Below are 19389 nucleotides of genomic sequence, written 5' to 3'. Positions count from 1 at the left end.
CTACGCAGGGAAGGCCGGGTGGAGCGATCCACCCGGCCTTTTTCGTTGTGGTGCGGACAGGTATCGACACGCGCCGACGCCCGTCCGATAAGCGCGCGATGATAAGGATCTGTTCTCCGGCCGTTTTCCTGTCTCTCGTCGCGAGCGTTCCCGCCGCGGCAGGCGAGGTCGCGGCCTCACCGGCGGTGGCGCCGGACCGGGCGGCCGAGGCATTTGGCGAGCTTGCTTCGCTTGCCGGGGTCTGGCGGATCGCAGACAGGCCCGACTCCACCCTGCGCATCCGCTTTTCGCTGACGGCAGGAGGTACGGTGATCGTCGAAAGCTGGGAGCGCGCGGGCCAGCCCCATTCGCTGACCCTCTATCACCGCGACGGGGCGAGCCTCGTCGCCACCCATTATTGCCCGCAGGGAAACCAGCCGCGCCTGCGGCTCGCCCGGGAGGCGGTATCGGGCAAGCCCGTCTTTTCGTTCAGCGACGCGACCGACCTCGATGCGGGAGAATCCTATCTCCACGATCTGCGGTTCGATCTCGCGGCTCCCGACCGCATTGTCCGGTCGGAAATCTACCGCCGCGGCGACGCCGCCGAACCGTCGTCGCTGGTGCTCGTGCGCGAGGCGCCCTGAAGGGTCAGAGGCTGCGCGTCCAGTATTGGAGCCGGTGCGGTTCTTCGACTGCGCTGCCGACAGTCTTCCAGTCGAACGATGCCGTGACGCCGTCCAGCGGCGCATAGCCGCGCCCGCGCCAGAAGGCGTCGAGGGCGCGGTAACCGACGGGACGGGCAGGGTGATCGGCAGCGCGTACGACGCTGCAGAAAGCGGCGTGCGAGGCGCCATGTTTGCGGGCCTGCGCTTCGCGATGGTCGAAAAAGGCGTGGCCGATGCCCTGGCCGCGATAGTTGTCGAGCAGCACCGATTCGCCGAAATGGAAGGTGCGGCCGATGTCGAAGCCGGCGGCGGCCAGCGGCTCCTGCCATGCGGCGTCCTGCGTGGCAAGCGGCGCGGCGGTGGCGGCGCCGACGATCCGCTCGCCATCCCGCGCGACGACGATCACCGCGCCGTCGGCGGCGGCAAAATCGGCGAGATAGCCGGCTTCATAGGCCGCGTCGCCATCGTAGAGATAGGGGAAGTCGCGGAACACCATAATGCGCAGCCGGGCGAGGGCGGGGATGACGTCGACCAGCCCCGTACCGGTGACCGGCGCGACGCCGATCGTCATGCGCCGACCTGCTTCAGCCAGTCCTGCAGATTATAATAGGTGGTGACGCGGTCGATCAGCCCATCGGCATCGACCGACAGGAACGCGCCGCCGGGCAGGCGGTAGGTCTGGCCGCTCGCTTCGGGCAGCCCCTCGTCGGTTGCGAGATAGGTGCCGCCCACGATGAATTCGGCAGCGGCGCGATCGCCCTCGGCAAAGATCACCATGTCGGTGAGCTGCTCGCGGTAGCAGCGGGTCATATGCGCGTTGAATTCGGCGAACAGCGCCTTGCCGTGGCGCGGTTCGCCCTGATTGACGTCATGACGCATGTCGTCGGCGACGAGCGCGAGCATCGCGTCGGTGTCGCCGGCATTGAAGGCGGCGTAATAGGCGGTGACGATGTCGCGGGTGGTGGTCATGCGAATCTCCGTTCGGTGTTTCGCGGCTCCCTTATCAGATCACGTCCATATTGTAGCAGTGCCAGCTGAAGATCGCCGCGGCACCGCGGTGGGGGCGCCAGGGTTCGGCGAGCTCACGCACGGCTTTCTCGCTCGGGCGGGCGCCGAGCAACAGGATGCGGCCGACGGCCTCCTGCACCGCAAGATCGCCTGCGGGCCAGATATCGGGGCGGCCCTCGGCGAAGAGGAGATAGATTTCCGCCGACCAGCGGCCGATCCCCTTGACCTTGGTGAGCAGCGCGATCGCTTCCTCGTCATCGGCGGGAAGCGAGGCGAAGTCGAGCTCGCCGTCGACGACGAGCTGCGCGAGGCTCTTGGCATAGCTTTGCTTCTGCGCCGACAGGCCGCAGGCGCGCAGCGCGTCGAATTCGGCCGCCGCCATCACTTCGGCCGGACAGCCCTCGCCGAACCCCGCCTCGAGCTTGTTCCAGATCGAGTTCGCCGCGGCGACGCTGACCTGCTGGCCGACGATCGTGCGGAGCAGCGTGGGATAGCCGCGGTCGCGGATGCGCGGTTCGGGATAGCCGGCGTTGCCGAGCGCGCGCGCGAAATTGGCGTCGCGCTCCGCCAGCGCGTCGATTCCGGCGTTCAACTGCTGCTGGCTGAGGCCCATCGGCATATTCTCCTTTTGTTCCGGAGGCTATCACTAGCAACGCTTGATTTGCCGCGCAACGCACGACATAGCGCCTCCAACAAAGAAGCTACGAGGGATTAGCATGGCCAAGCTGATTGTGGTGACGCGCGACGGGACCGAGCATGAGATCGAGGGCGATACCAGCCTGACCGTGATGGAAAATATCCGCGACGCGGGCTTCGACGAGCTGCTGGCGCTGTGCGGCGGCTGCTGCTCGTGCGCGACGTGCCATGTTCATATCGAGGGCGGCGACAAGGGCGCTATGCCGGCGATGAGCGAGGACGAGAACGACCTGCTCGATTCGACGACCGACCGCGACGACAATTCGCGCCTGTCGTGCCAGATCCCGTTCAGCGATGCGCTCGACGGCCTCCGCGTGCGGATCGCCGCCGAGGACTGAGGCAGGCGGGACGAGCCCATGCGCAATCCCGTCATGAACAATACCAAATGGGACGAGCTTCGGCTTGCGATGTACGCGCTGGACCCGACTCCGGCGTGGAGTACGCTGTCGACCAACGGATATCAGTCGAGCCGCGACACGGAATGGTTCCATCATTTCCGCGATGGCGGATATGCCGATATCGTCCATGTCGATATCTTCGCCACCGATGAGGCGATGCGGCAGCGCGTCGGGGACGCGCTACGGTCAATCCATGTGCCGGGCGAGGAGACTGCGGAAGGCTTTCGAGTCTTTGGCTATGCCGCGAACGGCAAGTTCGTCGACTATCTCTAGGGCGCTATGACACGCCCGCCGTTGCGACCGCGTAGAGCGCGATCGCTGCGGCGTTCGAGATATTGAGGCTCTCCATCCGCGGCGAGATGGGGAGCTTTGCCAGCACGTCGCAATGTTCCATGACGTTGTGGCGCATGCCGTCGCCTTCGGAGCCGAGCACCAGCGCGACCTTGCTGCCGTCGAGCGTCTCGCCCAGCGTCGTTTCGGTGTCGCCCATCAGCCCGATCCGCCAATATTGCGCCTCGGCAATCTCCTCGAGCGCGCGCGACAGGTTGACGACGCGGACCCACGGCACGGTTTCGAGCGCGCCCGACGCCGAGCGTGCGATGACGCCGCTTTCAGGCGGGCTGTGGCGATCCTGCGTGATGATCGCGGCGGCGTCGAAGGCTGCCGCCGAGCGGAGCACGGCGCCGATATTGTGCGGGTCGGTGACCTGATCGAGGACGACGAGCGGGCGCCGGCTTTCCGTATCGACTTCCTGCTGCAGCAGGTCGCCGAGATAGATTTCCTCGAGCGGATCGACCTCGATCACGAGTCCCTGATGCGGCGCGTCGCGCGCGACGAGCCGCGCGAGGTCGGCGACATCGGCGTAGGTGATCGGAACCACCGGCGGCAGGTCGAGCTGGCCCAGCGCTTCGCGGGTGCCCCAGATGCGCTTGACGGTGCGTTCGGGATTGGCGAGCGCGGCGAAGACGGCGTGGCGGCCCCAGAAACGGACGGCCTGACCGCGCGGGCCCGGGCCCTGCGGGCGGCGGTGACGGGAAAATTGTCTCATGCGCGCGCCTTTCCCATGACTGCCATTGACAGGCAAGCCTCGTTTCGCCATTGGACCGCTTCCCAAAGCGGGCCCCAAGGACAGGTGGCCGAGTGGTTAAAGGCAGCAGACTGTAAATCTGCCCGGTTTTCCGTACGCTGGTTCGAATCCAGCCCTGTCCACCAGGGGTTTCCCCCATATATCGCGCGCTTCGATTAAAGGACCGTCCTTGCCGGGCCTTTCGGCGAGTCGTGCCTGCGGACACCCGAGCGGTCCGCAGGCTTCCGGTCTTTCCTATTCCTGTGATTGCGTCAGCCGCTCCCGCACGCGTTCGGCCTGTTCCATGATGTTCTGTACGAGCTGGGCGCAGGTCGGGATGTCGTGGATGAGCGCCTGGCTCTGGCCGCTGGTCCAGATGCCGCCGTCGACGTCGCCGTCGCGGAGCACATTCTCGCGGCCGCGGACACCGGCCATCAGGTGACGGACATCGTCGAAGGTCTTGGTCGGGTCGCGCTGGATCTCGGCGACCTCGACCGACACCGCATTCTTTGCGACGCGCGCGGTGTTGCGCAAGGTACGGCCGACCAGAACCGTATCGAGCTCGGTGGCATCGACGATGCGCTGCTTCACATTCTGGTGGATCACTGCCTCGACAGTCGCGCAGAAGCGCGTGCCCATGTTGACCGCATCGGCGCCCAGCGCGAGCGCGGCGACGAGGCTGCGCCCGTCGGCCATGCCGCCCGAGGCGATGATCGGGGTATCGGGCAGGGCGTCGACCGTCGCGGGCAACAGCACGACGAGGCCGACATCGTCCTCGCCCGGGTGGCCCGCGCATTCGAAGCCGTCGATGCTGATCATGTCGACGCCCTTGTTCACCGCCGACGCCGAATGGCGCACCGAGGTGCATTTGTGGATGACGGTGACGCCGGCTTCCTTGAAGCGCGGCAGATGATCGGTCGGGGCGCGGCCCGCGGTCTCGACGATCGTGATCCCGCTCGCGATGATCGCCTCGCGATATTCGTCATAGGGGATGGGGTTGATCGACGGCAGCAGGGTGAGGTTCACGCCGAAGGGCTTGTCGGTCAGCTTGCGCGTCGCCTCGATCTCGTCGAACAGCGCCTGCCCGCTCGGGTACATGTGCGCGGTGATGAAGCCCAGCGCCCCGGCATTGGCGACTGCCGCCACCAGCGGGCCGTAACCCACGCCCGTCATCCCGCCCATGATGATCGGGGTCTCGATCCCGAACCTTTCCGTAATCCGCGTCCTGATCGCCATACCGCCTGTCTCCCTTTTTCTTCCGTTCTGCCATCACGTTGCAGCCTGCATGATAGCGGCTTTGGCGGCCGGACCTAGTGCCAGAATTACCAGCTTGCGACCGGACGGGAGCCCCGATCGTCTTCCGGGACCGATCCCGCCGCTATTGAAGATCGGGCGCATGTCGCGCATTCCGGCGACATGAGCAGCAAGTTCAGCCAGAGCCCGAAGGGGCTGCGCCAGTTTCTAGATATCGGGGATCAGGAGGCGTGGCTGGAGGGCGCCGTGGTGCCGGCCGACGCCGAGGAGCGCGAGGATTCGATCGAGCAACGGATGCGATATGCGTCCCGCTTCGAGAAACTGCTTCGCCGGCCGCAGGCGCCCGCACTGTTCGCCATTCTGGAGCTGTACGGCCGGACCTGCATTCCCGTGCCGCGCGCGACCGAGCGCGCCTACTGGTCGGTCTCGTGCCTCCCGTCGTCCTCCGACAAGCCTCTGGTACGCGTCAATGCAAGCTGGATGGAGTTGTTCACCCTGTACGCCGATGGCGACGATCTTCGTGCGCGGTTCATCCTCCATCTTTCGGATTTCACGATCGACCGGTCGTTTGCGCCCGAAGCGATCGACGGGGAGCTTCCCGGGCAACTGGCGGGCGCGCCCGATGACGTGGATTATTCGTGCCCCGGCAGCCGGGATCTTTTCGTCGTCAGGGTACGAAGCGCCGCGTCGATCCGGGCGTTTCTGACCGCCCCGCGCGCATTGCGCGCGATCCGGAGGTTCAACCTGACCTACATGAACCGCGGCAGGAATGCGTATCAGGCCAGCCACTCCTATAGCGTGGCCGACTATATGCTGGGCGAAGGCGAACCCTGAAGCCGGCGCGGACGGGCATCCCGGCAAAAGCGGTGGAGCCGGACAGGTGGGATGCTCGCCTGCCAATTCGTCGGCCATGAGGAGAAACCGGAAAAATCCCCATGTTCATCATCCCTGTCGCGTCCGATTGACACGGCTCCACAAGGGTCCGCAGCGCGGTCCGAGGGGTGGCGAGACGGACCGGCGGAGGAGGCCGCGATCCGTCTCGTGCCCCTTTTCGGTGCGGAAGCCTGTCGGGATAAGATGCGAGATATGCCCGGCGCATTGTACCAAGCCGCCGGGAGTGCGGCGTTCATGGTACACTGGCTTTTGCACCACTCGGGCCTCCATCACGCACCGGCCCTCCGATAGCTTTCGATGCATCGGACGCGACTGGCGTCGCATCAGGGAAAGGCAAGATCATGAAGATCGTGGTAATCGGCGGAACCGGGCTCATCGGCTCGAAAGTCGTCAAGAAGCTTACCGACAAAGGGCATCAGGCGATCGCCGCGGTGCCCGCGACCGGCGTCAATGCGCTGACCGGCGAAGGGCTGGCCGAGGCGCTGGCGGGCGCCGAGGTCGTCGTCGACCTCGCCAATTCGCCGGCGTTCGACGACAAGACCGCGATCGACTTCTTCACCACCGCGGGCAAGAACATCGCCGCGGCCGAACAGGCGGCGGGCGTGAAGCATCATATCGCGCTGTCGGTCGTCGGCACCGAGAAGCTGCAGGGCAGCGGCTATTTTCGCGGCAAGCACGCACAGGAAGAGCTGATCCGCGGCAGCGGCATTCCCTATACGATCGTCCACGCGACGCAGTTCATGGAATTCCTGCGCGGAATCGGCCAGTCGGCGATCATCGACGGCACGGTGCGCCTGCCGCACGCGCTGATCCAGCCGATCGCCGCCGAAGACGTCGCCGATGCCGTCGCCGCGATCGCGCTGGCCGAACCGGCGAACGGCATCGTCGAGATCGGCGGGCCGCAGAAATATCCGATGGACGAGATCGTCGCGAAGGTCCTCGCCTTCGACAGCGACCCGCACCCTGTCGTTGCCGATCCCGACGCGACCTATTTCAGCGTGAAGCTCGACAGGGATTCGCTTGTGACCGGGCCGGACGCGAAGCTCGGTGCGACGACGTTCGACTGGTGGCTGGTCAACGTGCCGCCGCCGCCGAAGAAATAATCGCAACAGAGGAGGAGGTTCACGATGTTGAAGAAAAGCTGTCTCGGCCTGGCCGTCGTCATGGGCGTATTGGCCGAACTCAACGGGCTTTACATGCTCGTGTCGCCGGCGAGCTGGTATTTCGCAGTGCCCGGCGTGACGACGACCGGCCCGTTCAACCAGCATTTCATCCGCGACATCGGGCTGATCTTCCTTTTCGTCGGGACGGCCTTCCTCGTCGGCAGTTTCCGGCCGCAATATCGCGTGTTGCTGTGGGCGACCGCGACGCTGTGGCTTTGCGCGCACGCGCTATTCCATTTCTGGGAAGTCGCGGTCGGCATCTGCGGTCCCTCGGCGCTCGTGCGCGATTTTCCGGCGGTCACGCTGCCGTCGATCTTGGGCATCCTGCTGACGATCTGGGCCGTCGCCGAAGCGCGGCAGACACGCACCGCACCTCAACTTTAACCCTCATTCTCCCGAAGGAGCCGCTTCGATGAAACTCTATTACGGCCCGTGGGCCTGCAGTCTCGCCGCGCATATGGTGCTTCACGAAGTCGGCGAGCCGTTCGACAGCGAGAGCGTCAATCTCAAGACCAAGGTCACCGCGACCGGCGGAGATTTCAGCGAGGTCACGCCGAAAGCCTATGTGCCCGCGCTCGAGCTCGAGGACGGCGAGATCGTGACCGAGAATATCGCGGTGCTCGACTATCTCGCGAGCCGCTATCCCGACTATGGCCTTGAAGGCCCGATGGGGCGGACGCGGCTGCTCGAACTGCTCGCCTATCTCTCGACCGAGATCCACAAGAGCTTCAAGCCGTTCTGGCATAATGGCACCGACGAGCAGAAGGCGGTCGCGGGCGCCTACATCACCGCGCGGATGCGCTATCTTGCCGACACGATGCGCGGCGATTTCCTGTGTGGCGATCAGCCGCGCGTCGCCGACTATTATGCGCTGGTCATGATGTTGTGGGCGGGCCGTTTCGGCATCGAGATTCCGTCCGCGCTCGCCGCACTCGGCGAACGGCTGAAGGCGCGCCCTGCGGTGCAGGCGGCGCTGAAGGTCGAAGGGATCGTCTGATCCGATGCCGACGCGCCCCTTCGACTTTCCCAATGCGACCGGCGAGCGCCTGTCGGGGCGGCTCGAATATCCGGTCGGTCCCGCGCGGGCGTGGGCGCTGTTCGCGCACTGCTTCACCTGCGGCAAGGACAACAAGGCGGCGGTCCGTATCTCGCGCCGGCTCGCCGGTGCCGGTATCGGCGTGCTGCGCTTCGACTTTACCGGGCTCGGACGGAGCGAAGGCGAATTCGGGGCGTCGGGCTTCGCGCATAATGTGAAGGATCTGGTCGCGGCGGCCGAAGCAATGGCGGCCGAAGGCATGCCGCCGATGCTGCTCGTCGGGCATAGCCTGGGTGGTGCGGCGGTGATCGCAGCGGCGGGCTCGCTGCCGGACGTCCGCGGCGTGGCGGCGATCGCCGCGCCGTTCGAGGTCGATCATGTGCTGAACCAGTTCGATCCCGATGCGCTCGCACGGGTCGAGCTCGAGGGGCAGGGCATGGTGTCGATCGGCGGGCGACCCTTCGCGGTCGGGCGCGAGCTGGTGCAGAATCTGCGCGAGCAGGAACTGGGCGCACATCTTGCGACGCTTCGGCGCCCGTTACTGTTGCTCCATTCGCCGGTCGACCAGACGGTCGGAATGGACAATGTGACGAGTCTCTATCTCGCGGCAAAACACCCCAAAAGCTATGTCTCGCTCGACGGCGCCGATCATCTGCTGACCAACGCGCACGATGCCGATTTCGCTGCGGACATGATTGCGGCGTGGGCCAGACGCTATCTGCCCGAACCGCTGTCGACCGCGCTCAGCCCCTTCGACGCCGAGGCCGAGGAGACGGGGCTTGGCAAGTTTCAGCTTGCGATGCGCGCCGGCAAGGCGAGCTTCATCGCCGACGAGCCCGAACAGCTTGGCGGGCTGGGCTCTGGGCCGACGCCGTTCAATCTTCTGTCGGCGGCACTTGCCGCCTGCACGACGATGACGCTGCGCCTCTATGCCGGGCGCAAGGGCTGGCCGGTCGAGCGCATCCGCACGGGGGTGCGCCACCGGAAGGAAGCGGGCGCCGATGTGCCCGACGTCTTCAGCCGCAGCGTCGAGATCGAGGGACCGATCGACGAGGCGCAATATGCCGAACTGATCGGCGTTGCCGACCGCTGCCCCGTCCACCGCACGCTCAATGCCGGATCGCGTTTCGACCCGACCGAGGCGGGATGGGGCGCCGACGAGGATATGTCAGCAAGGAGTGAATTGTCATGAAGATCACGATCCTTGGGGGAACCGGCCTGATCGGCCGCAGGCTCGCCGCCGAGCTGCGCGGGCAGGGGCATGAAGCGGTCGCGGCGGCGCGATCGACCGGCGTCGATCTGGTCACTGGCGATGGCCTCGCCGAAGCGCTGGCGGGCGCGGAGGTGGTCGTCGATGCGTCGAACCCCGGCTATGCCGATGCGGCCGCGATGGAACGCTTCTTTGAGACCTCCGGCGCCAACCTGGCGGCAGCGGCGCACGCGGCCGGGGTTCGCCATCTGGTGGCGTTGTCGGCCGTCGGGGCGGACGGGATCGACGGGGGCTATTATCGCGCCAAGCGGTTGCAGGAAGCGCGGCTTCGCGATGCAGGGCTGCCCTACACGATCGTGCGTTCGACGCCCTTTTACGAGTTCATCTACAAGATCGTCGATGCCGGCGGCGAGGGCGATACCGTTCGCCTGCCGCCGGTGCATATGCAGCCGATCGGCGCCGACGACGTCGCGGCGGCGCTGGCGCGGATCGCGCTCGGCGGCGCTGCCAACGGGGTTGTCGAGATTGCCGGCCCTGACCGGTACCGGCTGTCGGATCTGGCGCTGACGATCCTGACCGCGAACGAGGATTCGCGCTCGATCGCGGTCGATCCCGAGGCGCTCTATTTCGGCGCACGCTTCGATGGCGAGGCGCTTACGGGTGAACATCCGCGCTTTGCGCACACGAGCTTCGAGGACTGGCTGCGCGACTGGTTCGCGACCGTCTGAACCGGATCAGCTATATTGGCTGATCCGGACGATCGTGTCCTCGTCGACCAGATTGTCGAACCAGGTGATGAGCACCGAGCGAAGCAGCACCTCGTTCGACGCCTCGGCGAAGAGAGTGAGCGAGGCGTGGAGCTTTTGCGCATCCTCGTCGCCGAAGACTTCGCGCGCGCTGCTCTGCACGAGCTTGAACAGCGTCTCGACGCATTCGCGGTAGCGGTTGCCGATCGGCTGGAAGTCGAGATAGGCGCGCGCCGCGTCGAGCGAGGCGAGCGCATAGGGCTCGTCATCGGCCCCGCGCACGAGGCGCGGGAAGATGAAATCCATATAGGGCGTACACATCGCGCCGCGACGCAGGATGTCGATCGCATCGTCATAGGCGCCCGCTTGCGCTGCGACGAAGCGCTGGAGATCATAGTCGTCGGTCATCGCCGGTCACCCGGCCACGACGTCGGCATATTCGGGATGCCGGCCGAAGAAATTGACCATGAACTGGCAACGCAGCACGGCCTTGCGGCCCGCCTGGCGCATCAGGTGGAACGCGCCGGCCGCAAGCTGGCTCGCGATGCCCATGCCCCAGAATTCGGGCGGGACTTCGGTGTGGATCAGCACGAGCCGTCCTTCCTCGTCGACACGATAGTAAGCCGCGGCGGTCGAGCCGTCGGGCAGGTCGAGTTCGAAGCGGCGCTGGTCGGTGTTGTCGAAAACTTCGGCGTCCATGATCGTTCACCTTGCTGGAGAAGAGACAGGGACAGATTAGGCGGCCGGCGAGTCCGCGACAGACCCAAGGGATGCGAATGGAAGGGTACTATCCGGCGCGCGACAACGCGGGACGAAGCTCGTCGGCCCAGTTTCGGGCGGTTTCGGCGAGTTCGCGCTTCGCCCGGCGCAGCGCGTCGGCGCGCTCGATCTCGTGCGCGAATTGCAGGGGCTGCGCATCGACGAACTCGGGCGCGTCGACCCCGATAAAGCCGAAGGCGGCGCGGAGCGACGGGGTCAGCATGTCCATCGCCGCAAAGGGCGTACCGGCGCGGAGGTCGACGCCGCGCGTGGTCAGGAACAGCGTCCTGCGCCCACCGAGCTGGCCGACATAGCGGCCCTCCTCCGTCGCGACATAGGTGATCCCGCCGCGGACGATCGCGTCGACATAGGCCTTGAACGCCGCGGGCATCGTCCAGTTGTGCATCGGCATTGCGAAGAGCAGGGCATCGGCATCGAGGAGGCGGCGGCAAAGCGCGTCCGACGGGGCGAGCGCGCCCTGCATCGCGTCGGTGCGCTCGTCGGCCGGCGTGTAGGTCGCGGTGGTGAAGGTCTCGGTGATCACCGGCGCGGGTTCGACCGCCAGATCGAGATAGTCGACCGAGAGCGCGGGTAGCCGGCGGCGCAACTGATCGACGAAGAAGCGCGACAGCGCACGCGACGAGGAGGTGGCGCTTCGGGGGCTCGCGTCGACGTGGAGCAGTTTCATCTGTCCCTCCTGTCAGGCCGCCTGGGCGCGGACGAGCGTCGCGCCCCGATCGCCGATCAGCGCTGCAAGCGCATCGCACGCCTTGTCGACGAGCGGCTTGCGAAGATTGGTCACGCACAGGACCAGCCCGGGCTGTGCGTCCGCGGGCCGGGCGCTCCACACAGATAGCGGCGCGGGAGCTATGCCAAGATCGGGTGCGCGCTTTGCGAGCGCGAGATCGTCGGTGCCCTTGGGGAGATGCGCGATCACCGCGAGCCCGGCGAAAGCCTCGACCGCGATGTCCTTGTCCAACCGCGCGTGGAGGTCGTCGCGGCGTTCGCGGTACAGCGCCTTCATATGGCGCAGGTGGCGCAGGAAATGGCCGTCGCCGATGAAATCGGCCAGCGCGAGCTGCGTCGTCACATTGGGCGCGGGATTGAGATAGCCCGCGACCTCGCCGAAGCGCGCGGCGAGCGAAAGCGGCGCGACGACGAAGCCGAGCCCGAGCGTCGGGCTGATCGTCTTGCTGAAGGTGCCGACGTGGATCACGCGGCCCGAGCGATCGTCGGCTGCCATCGACGGCGCGGCACGTCCGCCAAGCTGAAGTTCGCCGAGATAATCGTCCTCGATCACCCAGGCCTCCTCGCGTGCCGCCCATGCGAGCAGCGCGGCGCGGCGTTCGGGCGAGAGGGTGACGCCGGTCGGCGCCTGCTGCCCGGGAGTGACGATCGCAAGCGCGGCATCGGGCGCGGCACGGACGCCGTGGTCGACCCGAATGCCCTTGGCGTCGACGGGGACCGGCACGGGCTTGAGGCCGGCGATTTCCAGCGCCTGCCGCGCGACCGGGTAGCAAGGATCCTCGACCCATGCGGTACGCCCGTGCGCCCCCAGTGCGAGCAGCGTCAGCGCGAGGCCGTTCTTGTAGCCGCTGGTCAGGATGACCTGATCGGGGTGGCAGCTGATGCCGCGCGTGATCGCCAGATTGGCGGCGATTTGCGCACGCAGCTCGGGCTCGCCGCGCGGGTCGGTCGGACTGAGCGGCGCCATCGCATTGGCGCGGCACGCGCGGGTGCGAAGGCGCGCCCATATCTTTGCGGGGAAGGCGTCCTGTGCGGGGACGCCCATCTGGAAAGGCAGCGGCTTCAGCGAGAAACCGCGTTCGAGATCCTGCAGCGGGCGGGGGATGTCGATGGTCGGGACCGCGACCGGGCGCGGTGCCTGCCGTTCCGCGACGCGCGTGCCTGCCGCGCCGGCCGAGAAGACGAGGAATTCGTCGGTCAGCGCTTCATAGGCGGCTTTGACCGTCCCGCGCGACACCCCGAGCTGTGCCGCGAGGTCGAGCCACGACGGCAGCCGGGTGCCGGGGCGCAGCCGCCCGTCGAGGATCGCGGTACGCAGCGTCGATGTGATCTGCGCGGTAATCGGCGTCGATTGTGAACGGTCGATGGAAAATGCGACACGTCCGGGGTCCCATGGTGCATTCATTTCGTCACCTCATGGTACTGTTGAAAACTCTCTGGATGACGGCGAGGCTAAGTCCGCGGGGGCGGTACTGTCGAGACGGGGGGCACCTATACGAAAGGTCAGGTCGGGCCCGCTCCGGGGTCAGGATCGTGACCGTATTGCAGCCCTTTCCGACCCCGCGGCGGTGATTTGGTACACTCGCCTTGTCGTCTCTCGCGTCTAACCCGTTCCGTCCGCCGACCTATTCTGCCCCGTCATCCGGCCTTCGACGGCCGCACAAGGAGGGCCAGGAAATGGACGACCCCAGGACTGCCGTAAGCCGCGAGAAAATCCTGCACGCGCTGTACGAAGCTGCCGAACTCGAACAGAATCTGATGTGCACCTATCTCTACGCCGCCTTCAGCCTGAAGGATGGCGAGAGCGAAGGGCTGAGTGCCGAAGAGGCCGAGGCCGTCGCGCGCTGGCGGCGCGCGATCCTCGACGTTGCGATCGACGAGATGAGCCACCTCGTGGCGGTGTGGAACATCACCTCGGCGCTGGGCGGTTCGCCGCGGTTCGGCCGCTCGAACTTCCCGATCACGCCGGGCTATCTGCCCGCCGATATCGTGGTCAAGCTCGCGCCCTTCGGCCCCGCCGTCATCCAGCATTTCATTTTCCTCGAACGGCCGGACGGGTCCGCCGAGCCCGAGGGCGAGGGCTTTGCGGTCGCCGATCCGGCGACACGCATGACGGTCGCGCCGCGGCTGACGCCTTCGGGGTTCGACTATGCGACGATCGGCGATTTCTATCTGCGGATCGAGAACGACCTGCGCGCGCTGGTCGATGCGATCGGCGAGGAAACCGTGTTCTGCGGCGATCCGGCGCTGCAATATTCGTCCGACGAGGTGAATTTCGCGGGTGCGCAGGTCGTGACGAACCTTGAAAGCGCGCTCGCCGCGCTGACCGAGATCGTCGTCGAAGGCGAGGGGGCGCCCGAGCATCGCGAGAATTCGCATTTCCAGCGCTTTTTGAGCGTGCGCGACGAACTGGCGACCTTCTCGGCCGCGAATGCGGACTTCCGGCCCGCATATCCGGCTGCGGTGAACCCCGTGCTGCGCAAACCGCCGCAGACGGCAGGGCATGTGTGGATCGAGGATGAAGAGGCGGTCGCGGCGGTCGATCTTGCCAACGCGATCTACGCGCTTGCGATGCGGCTGCTCGCGGGCGCCTTTGCGCTACCGCGGCCCAACCCCGACAAGTCGCTCTATGTCGGCTGCGCGATCGGGCTGATGCACGCGCTGACCGCGGTCGCCGAGCGCGCGGCGCGGCTTCCTGCCGGGCAGTCGAATCCGGACTGCAATGCCGGCGTATCCTTCACGGCGCTGCGCGATGCGGGCTCGTTCCCGCAAGGCGCGAGCGCGCGGCACCTCTATGTCGAGCGGGTCGAGGAACTGGGCGCGGTCGCCGCCGCGATGGATCAGTCCGATACCCGCATCGCGCGCGCGGTACGGATATTGCAGAAGCAGGCCGACCGCCTGAAGGCGGCGCCGGCACAGGCGGCACCTGCACCCTCCACGCCGGTTGCGGCCGCGCCGTCACCCGTCGCCGCACCCGCTTCGACGGAGGTCGACGGCGTCGAACGCGCCGAGGGCAGGGACCTTACGGTCAAGTTCGAAGGCAAGCGCTGCATCCACGGCCGCGTGTGCGTGACGCAGGCCTCCGACACGTTCCTCGGCAATGTCGAGGGGGCGTGGATCATCCCCGATGCTACCGACACCGAAATCCTGTGCGGGGTGATCCGCCAGTGCCCGTCGGGGGCGCTCACCTATGAGCGCCGCGATGGCAAGGCCGAGCCGGCGCCGCCGGTGAACCTGATCGCGACGCGCGAGAACGGCCCTTATGGCGTCCGCGCCGATCTGGTGCTCGACGGCAAGCGGCCGGGTTTCCGCGCGACGCTGTGTCGCTGCGGTGCGTCGAAGAACAAGCCCTTCTGCGACAAGTCGCACAAATATATCGGCTTCGAGGCGACCGGCGAACCGCCCATCAAGGACACGCCGGTGCTGGCGGTGCGCAATGGCCCGCTCGCTATTGATCCCGAGCTCGATGGACCGCTCGTGGTCCAGGGCAATCTGGAAATCGTCAGCGGCACCGGACGATCGGTCGCCTGTGTGCAGAAGGCGCGCCTCTGTCGCTGCGGCGGCAGCGCCAACAAGCCCTTCTGCGACAACACCCACCGCAAGATCGGCTTTCGCAGCACCTGAATTCTCTCCCCCCGAAGAAAGGAAAACCATGAAAAGTCTGGACGGAAAGGTCGCGGTGATCACCGGCGGCAACAGCGGTATCGGCCTGGCAACGGCAAGGCTGTTCGCCGACGAGGGCGCGAAGGTCGTGATTACCGGTCGTCGCAAGGATGTCGTCGATGCGGCGGTCGAAGCGATCGGCCCTGCCGCGAGCGGCATCCAGGGCGACGTCGCCGATCCCGCGCACCATGCCCATGTCGCGGAGTTCGTCCGCGAACGTTTCGGACATGCCGACATCTATGTCGCCAACGCGGGGGTCAACACGATCACGCTGTCGCAGGATGTGTCCGAAGCCGAATATGATGCGCAGTTCGCGATCAACGCGCGCGGCACCTTTTTCGGCGTCCAGAAGATCGCGCCGCTGCTGCGCGACGACGCCTCGATCATCCTCGTCGGCTCGCTCGCGAGCGACAAGGTGCTCGAAGGTCATGCGGTCTATGCGGGCACCAAGGCGGCGATCAATGCGTTCGCAAGGAGCTGGGCCATCGAGTTCAAGGAGCGCGGCATCCGCGTCAACATGCTGAGCCCCGGACCGACTGAAACGGCGATCCTCGAGAAGCTGGGCGTCGAGCCCGAAAATCGCGACGCGTTTGTCGAGATGATGGCAGGCGCGATCCCGCTCGGCCGGCTGGGCCATCCCGACGAGCTGGCCCGGGCGGCGTTGTTCCTCGCGTCCAGCGCGAGCAGCTTTGTGACGGGCATCAACCTGCGCGTCGATGGCGGCATGGCGCTGCTGTGAGAACGCATCGCCCCTTCGGGTCCGATAGCGAGGCGAGGGGGCCGGTCCTTGCCTCGCGAGAGGGGCAGTTGTACGATGACCGGGCGCGTGCGATGAGCAGCGCCCGAGGGGTAGGCCGGCGTCTCTCGATACAGGATTTCGCTCATCGCATTTCCCCAGGGGGCCAGTCATGACCAATACCGCCATCAGCGAAGACGCGCCGCTCGTCCTGATCGTCGACGACGATGTCGAGGTGCGCACCGCGATCGGCGAGCTGATGGAATCGGTCGGGATCGAGGCGGAAAGCTATGGGTCGACGCGCGAACTGCTCGACACGCCGCTGCCCGATCGTGCCGGTTGCCTAGTCCTCGACGTACGGATGCCGGGATCGAGCGGGCTCGACCTGCAGCAACAGCTTGCGAGCGCGGGGATCGCGAAGCCGATCGTCTTTCTGACTGGGCATGGCGACATTCCGATGTCGGTGCAGGCGATGAAGGCCGGCGCGATCGACTTCCTGACCAAACCGGTGCGCGACCAGACGCTTCTCGATGCCGTCGTCGCGGGGATCGAGCAGGATCGGGCGCAACGCGCCAGCGCGCGGGTGGTCCAGCAGCATGTCGACCGTTTCGCGACGCTGACCCCGCGCGAGGGACAGGTGATGCGCGAGGTCGCGCGCGGCCGGCTGAACAAGCAGATCGCCTATGACCTCGGAATCACCGAGATTACGGTGAAACTTCACCGCAGTAATGTTATGAAGAAGATGCAGGCGGCATCGGTTGGCGAACTGATCCGCGCGTGGGAGAAATTGCCCGCGCAATTGCGCGAAAGCGGCACGCTCTAGACTATGGTATAGTTACAATGGCTTGCAACCTGGACGACAAAGGCGGCGTTGACCCACAGGGTCGTATGCAGAAGGGTCAAGCCGCTTGCCCAAGATTCCCCTTGTCGCGGTGGTGGACGACGACGAAGCCGTTCGCGAAGCCTTGTGCGATCTGCTGATGGTTACAGGGCTGGCCTGCCGCACGTTCGAAAGTGCGCCAGCCTTCCTCGGCGACGCGGCTTCGCGTGATTGCGACTGCCTGATTACCGATGTCCGGATGCCCGGGATGAGCGGGATCGATCTGCTCGAAAAGCTGCGCAGCGACAGCTCGGATCTGCCGGCGATCGTCCTGACCTCGGTGGTCGACGAGCATCTGCGCGCGCGCGCCGACGCGCTGGGCGCCCTGGCATGGCTGCCGAAGCCGGTCACCGACGATGTGTTGCTCGGGCATCTGAAGGCCGCGCTGGAGGGAGGCGGTCTGGTCTGGCCCGAAGACCCCGGACCATGAGCGGGAGCGCGGGCGGCGAGCCCGACATAGCCGACCTTGCCTCCGAGAGCGTCGTCGTCTTCGATACGTCCGGAGTGATCCGGTACTGGAACCCGGCATCCGAAGCCCTTTATGGCTGGCCCGCGATGAGCATGGTCGGCCAAGGGATCGGCCATCTTTCCGAGCGGACCGTTGACGAGGGCGAGCATTGGCGCCTGTTGCTGCAGGAGGGCAACTGGCAGGGCCTCGTCAGCCGGCGGACGCCCTCCGGCGTGCAGATCGCGGCCGACGTCCGCCAATATGTCCGGTTCAACGCCGACGGGACCGCGCGGGACGTCGTCGAATATGGGCGTCGTGCGCAGAATCAGGAACAGCAGGGCGGGGGCGACTGGCACATTCCGGACCGGCTGATGGCGGCGAGCTGGGAAATGGACGTGTCGGAGGCGCTGCCGCTCATCCCCCTGATACTGGAGCAGAAGGCCGCGGCGGACCCCGATCCGGCGCGGCTGACCACGCTCGGGCTGGAATTCGTTCAGGCGATGCGCGTCCTCAACGTCAACGAACGTGCGGCGCGGCTGGTTGGCGGAAATCGCGGGCCGGAGCTGATGATCGGGCAATCGGTTGCGGTTTTCTGGCCGATCGAGGCGCGTGCGCCGCTCGCCGATCTCGTCATCGAAGCGGTGACGGCCAATGACCCCGGAACGACCCATCGCCGCCAGCTTCCGTCGGATGGCATCTTGCGCGATCCCGTCATGTCGGTGTGGTTGCCGCCGGGTCGCGACGTACCGGATCGGGTCTTCGTCGCGGCGAACGGCACGGCCGATGACGATCGGTCCTATCTCTATCTGCGCGCGAGCGAGGCGCGCTATCGCAAGCTCGTCCAGTTCATGCCGATGGCGATGTGGCAGGTCGATGCCAGCCACATGGCGAAAATCTATGCCGATGTCCGCGGGCAGGGCGTGGAGGACTTCGACGCCTATCTGACCGAGCATCCCGAATTGATCGAATTTGCGGCGACGAGCGTGTCGGTCACCGACGTCAACCGCAGCGCGGTGCAGCTTTTCGGAGCGGAGAGCTCCCACGACCTGATGCGTCACGTCGGCTATCTGTTCACGGCTACGCCGTCGGCGCTGCGCAAGGTGATGATCGGCCGGTTCAACGGGCAGCAGAACTGGACCGACCTGATCAAGGTTCACACGCTCGACGGGCGCACGCTCGACGTCCAGTTTTCGGTGACCTATCCCAAGCCGCCGGCCGAGCTGGATGTCACGATTTTCGGCATGATCGACGTGACCGAGCGCATCCAGATGGAAACCGAACTGCGCCAGCTGCAGGCCGACTTTACCCACGCTGCGCGTATCTCGACGCTCGGCGAGCTTACGACCTCGATCGCGCACGAGGTCAACCAGCCACTCGCCGCGATCGTCACCAATGCCGAGACGAGCCTGCGCTGGCTGTCGCGCGACGAGCCCAATGTCGAAAAGGTCAAGGAACTGACGACGCGTATCGCCGCAAGTGCGCGACGCGCGAACGAGATCGTTCAGCGCATCCGCAACATGGCCGCGAAACGCGAGCCAGAGCGCGTCGCGCTCGATCTCGACGAGGTCGCGCAGGAAGCGCTGATGTTCGTCCGCGATGAGGTCGAGGTGCGGGCTATCCGGATCGCAACCGATTTCGCCAAGGACCTGCCCAAGGCGATGGGCGACCGGGTCCAGTTGCAGCAGGTGCTCGTCAACCTGCTCGTCAACAGCGCGCAGGCGCTGGAGGTGCAGAAGCAGGGCGAGCGCGAGATCAGGCTGGCGACGAGCCGCGACGCCGACGGCCGGATCGCACTGACGCTGCACGACACCGGTCCCGGCATGGCGGAAGACCATATCGACCGTGTGTTCGAGGGATTTTTCACGACCAAGGACAATGGCATGGGCATCGGTCTTGCCATCTGCCAGTCGATCATCGCCGAGCATGGGGGATCGATCTCGGCGTCGAATCATCCCGACGGCGGTGCGCAGTTCCGCTTCGCGATCCCCGCGCACGCAGCCGACGCGTGACGGAAGGCGGCCCGGGAGCCGCCTCCCGCCGC

23 protein-coding genes and 1 tRNA gene are annotated in these 19389 nt (G+C 66.2%); 15 read left to right on the top strand and 9 right to left on the bottom strand.

Going from position 1 to position 19389, the window contains the following annotated elements; translation table 11 throughout:
• Positions 1–98: 98 nt before the first annotated feature.
• A complete protein-coding gene (locus tag L7H23_RS04405) occupies positions 99–623 on the top strand; it encodes a hypothetical protein (protein WP_237838146.1) in 525 nt (174 codons plus the stop codon).
• Positions 624–627: 4 nt separating this feature from the next.
• On the opposite strand, the gene L7H23_RS04400 is transcribed toward L7H23_RS04405, so the two are convergent.
• From L7H23_RS04400 to L7H23_RS04390, 3 genes are read right to left on the bottom strand one after another with little or no spacing between them, the layout of a single operon-like run.
• Positions 628–1215 (bottom strand): GNAT family N-acetyltransferase, encoded by a 588-nt coding sequence (locus tag L7H23_RS04400; protein ID WP_237838145.1) that lies wholly within the window; start codon positions 1213–1215, stop codon positions 628–630.
• Positions 1212–1613, bottom strand: coding sequence for a ketosteroid isomerase-related protein (locus L7H23_RS04395; RefSeq protein ID WP_237838144.1), 402 nt, complete (start codon positions 1611–1613; stop codon positions 1212–1214). Before L7H23_RS04395 ends, L7H23_RS04400 begins: the two co-directional genes overlap by 4 nt.
• Positions 1614–1647: 34 nt before the next feature.
• A complete protein-coding gene (locus L7H23_RS04390; RefSeq protein ID WP_237839109.1) occupies positions 1648–2265 on the bottom strand; it encodes a DNA-3-methyladenine glycosylase 2 family protein in 618 nt (205 codons plus the stop codon).
• A gap of 103 nt (positions 2266–2368) precedes the next feature.
• Here L7H23_RS04390 and L7H23_RS04385 point away from each other — a divergent pair, with 103 nt between their 5' ends.
• Together L7H23_RS04385 and L7H23_RS04380 are read left to right on the top strand one after the other, a co-directional pair.
• Complete coding sequence (locus tag L7H23_RS04385; protein ID WP_237838143.1) at positions 2369–2686, top strand: 2Fe-2S iron-sulfur cluster-binding protein; 318 nt, start codon at positions 2369–2371, stop codon at positions 2684–2686.
• Positions 2687–2704: 18 nt separating this feature from the next.
• The gene (locus L7H23_RS04380) at positions 2705–3019 is read left to right on the top strand and encodes a DUF6678 family protein (RefSeq protein ID WP_237838142.1); all 315 of its coding nucleotides are present in this window, start codon (positions 2705–2707) and stop codon (positions 3017–3019) included.
• Positions 3020–3023: 4 nt separating this feature from the next.
• Here L7H23_RS04380 and rlmB read toward each other — a convergent pair whose 3' ends face one another.
• Complete coding sequence (gene rlmB, locus L7H23_RS04375; RefSeq protein WP_237838141.1) at positions 3024–3794, bottom strand: 23S rRNA (guanosine(2251)-2'-O)-methyltransferase RlmB; 771 nt, start codon at positions 3792–3794, stop codon at positions 3024–3026.
• A gap of 78 nt (positions 3795–3872) precedes the next feature.
• Between rlmB and L7H23_RS04370 the strand changes: the two genes are divergently transcribed.
• Positions 3873–3958 (top strand) — tRNA-Tyr (locus tag L7H23_RS04370).
• Between the two features lie 109 nt (positions 3959–4067).
• Here L7H23_RS04370 and L7H23_RS04365 read toward each other — a convergent pair.
• Positions 4068–5048 (bottom strand): nitronate monooxygenase family protein, encoded by a 981-nt coding sequence (locus tag L7H23_RS04365; RefSeq protein ID WP_237838140.1) that lies wholly within the window; start codon positions 5046–5048, stop codon positions 4068–4070.
• A gap of 180 nt (positions 5049–5228) precedes the next feature.
• On the opposite strand from L7H23_RS04365, the gene L7H23_RS04360 reads away from it, so the two are divergent.
• From L7H23_RS04360 to L7H23_RS04335, 6 genes are all read left to right on the top strand, one after another.
• The gene (locus tag L7H23_RS04360; protein ID WP_237838139.1) at positions 5229–5900 is read left to right on the top strand and encodes a hypothetical protein; all 672 of its coding nucleotides are present in this window, start codon (positions 5229–5231) and stop codon (positions 5898–5900) included.
• Positions 5901–6301: 401 nt separating this feature from the next.
• Positions 6302–7063, top strand: coding sequence for an SDR family oxidoreductase (locus tag L7H23_RS04355; RefSeq protein ID WP_237838138.1), 762 nt, complete (start codon positions 6302–6304; stop codon positions 7061–7063).
• A gap of 24 nt (positions 7064–7087) precedes the next feature.
• A complete protein-coding gene (locus L7H23_RS04350) occupies positions 7088–7507 on the top strand; it encodes a hypothetical protein (protein WP_237838137.1) in 420 nt (139 codons plus the stop codon).
• A gap of 28 nt (positions 7508–7535) precedes the next feature.
• Positions 7536–8120 (top strand): glutathione S-transferase N-terminal domain-containing protein, encoded by a 585-nt coding sequence (locus L7H23_RS04345; RefSeq protein WP_237838136.1) that lies wholly within the window; start codon positions 7536–7538, stop codon positions 8118–8120.
• A gap of 4 nt (positions 8121–8124) precedes the next feature.
• Complete coding sequence (locus tag L7H23_RS04340) at positions 8125–9351, top strand: alpha/beta fold hydrolase (RefSeq protein WP_237838135.1); 1227 nt, start codon at positions 8125–8127, stop codon at positions 9349–9351.
• Positions 9348–10097 (top strand): NAD(P)H-binding protein, encoded by a 750-nt coding sequence (locus tag L7H23_RS04335; protein ID WP_237838134.1) that lies wholly within the window; start codon positions 9348–9350, stop codon positions 10095–10097. Before L7H23_RS04340 ends, L7H23_RS04335 begins: the two co-directional genes overlap by 4 nt.
• 6 nt (positions 10098–10103) lie before the next feature.
• Here L7H23_RS04335 and L7H23_RS04330 read toward each other — a convergent pair whose 3' ends face one another.
• The 4 genes from L7H23_RS04330 to L7H23_RS04315 form a co-directional block, all read right to left on the bottom strand.
• On the bottom strand, positions 10104–10523 hold the full coding sequence (locus tag L7H23_RS04330; RefSeq protein ID WP_237838133.1) for a DUF1810 family protein: 420 nt from the start codon (positions 10521–10523) through the stop codon (positions 10104–10106).
• A gap of 6 nt (positions 10524–10529) precedes the next feature.
• Positions 10530–10814, bottom strand: coding sequence for a GNAT family N-acetyltransferase (locus L7H23_RS04325; RefSeq protein WP_237838132.1), 285 nt, complete (start codon positions 10812–10814; stop codon positions 10530–10532).
• 88 nt (positions 10815–10902) lie between these two features.
• A complete protein-coding gene (locus L7H23_RS04320) occupies positions 10903–11562 on the bottom strand; it encodes an NAD(P)H-dependent oxidoreductase (RefSeq protein ID WP_237838131.1) in 660 nt (219 codons plus the stop codon).
• Positions 11563–11574: 12 nt separating this feature from the next.
• Entirely contained in the window at positions 11575–13026 is a 1452-nt protein-coding gene (locus L7H23_RS04315; protein ID WP_237838130.1) for a PLP-dependent aminotransferase family protein, read from the bottom strand.
• Between the two features lie 272 nt (positions 13027–13298).
• Between L7H23_RS04315 and L7H23_RS04310 the strand changes: the two genes are divergently transcribed.
• The 5 genes from L7H23_RS04310 (at position 13299) to L7H23_RS04290 (ending at position 19357) form a co-directional block, all read left to right on the top strand.
• Entirely contained in the window at positions 13299–15245 is a 1947-nt protein-coding gene (locus L7H23_RS04310) for a ferritin-like domain-containing protein (protein WP_237838129.1), read from the top strand.
• Between the two features lie 28 nt (positions 15246–15273).
• A complete protein-coding gene (locus L7H23_RS04305) occupies positions 15274–16023 on the top strand; it encodes an SDR family oxidoreductase (RefSeq protein WP_237838128.1) in 750 nt (249 codons plus the stop codon).
• Between the two features lie 169 nt (positions 16024–16192).
• Positions 16193–16843, top strand: a complete 651-nt coding sequence (locus L7H23_RS04300) for a response regulator transcription factor (RefSeq protein ID WP_237838127.1) — start codon at positions 16193–16195, stop codon at positions 16841–16843.
• A gap of 85 nt (positions 16844–16928) precedes the next feature.
• The gene (locus tag L7H23_RS04295; protein WP_237838126.1) at positions 16929–17330 is read left to right on the top strand and encodes a response regulator; all 402 of its coding nucleotides are present in this window, start codon (positions 16929–16931) and stop codon (positions 17328–17330) included.
• Positions 17327–19357: an ATP-binding protein gene (locus L7H23_RS04290; protein ID WP_237838125.1), complete on the top strand. Its 2031-nt coding sequence runs from the start codon at positions 17327–17329 to the stop codon at positions 19355–19357. The genes L7H23_RS04295 and L7H23_RS04290 overlap by 4 nt, the downstream gene beginning before the upstream one ends.
• Positions 19358–19389: the final 32 nt, after the last annotated feature.

Source organism: Sphingopyxis sp. BSN-002, assembly GCF_022024275.1.
In the GTDB taxonomy this organism is placed as follows: Bacteria; Pseudomonadota; Alphaproteobacteria; order Sphingomonadales; family Sphingomonadaceae; genus Sphingopyxis.
This window is presented reverse-complemented; position numbering and strand designations above follow the sequence as displayed.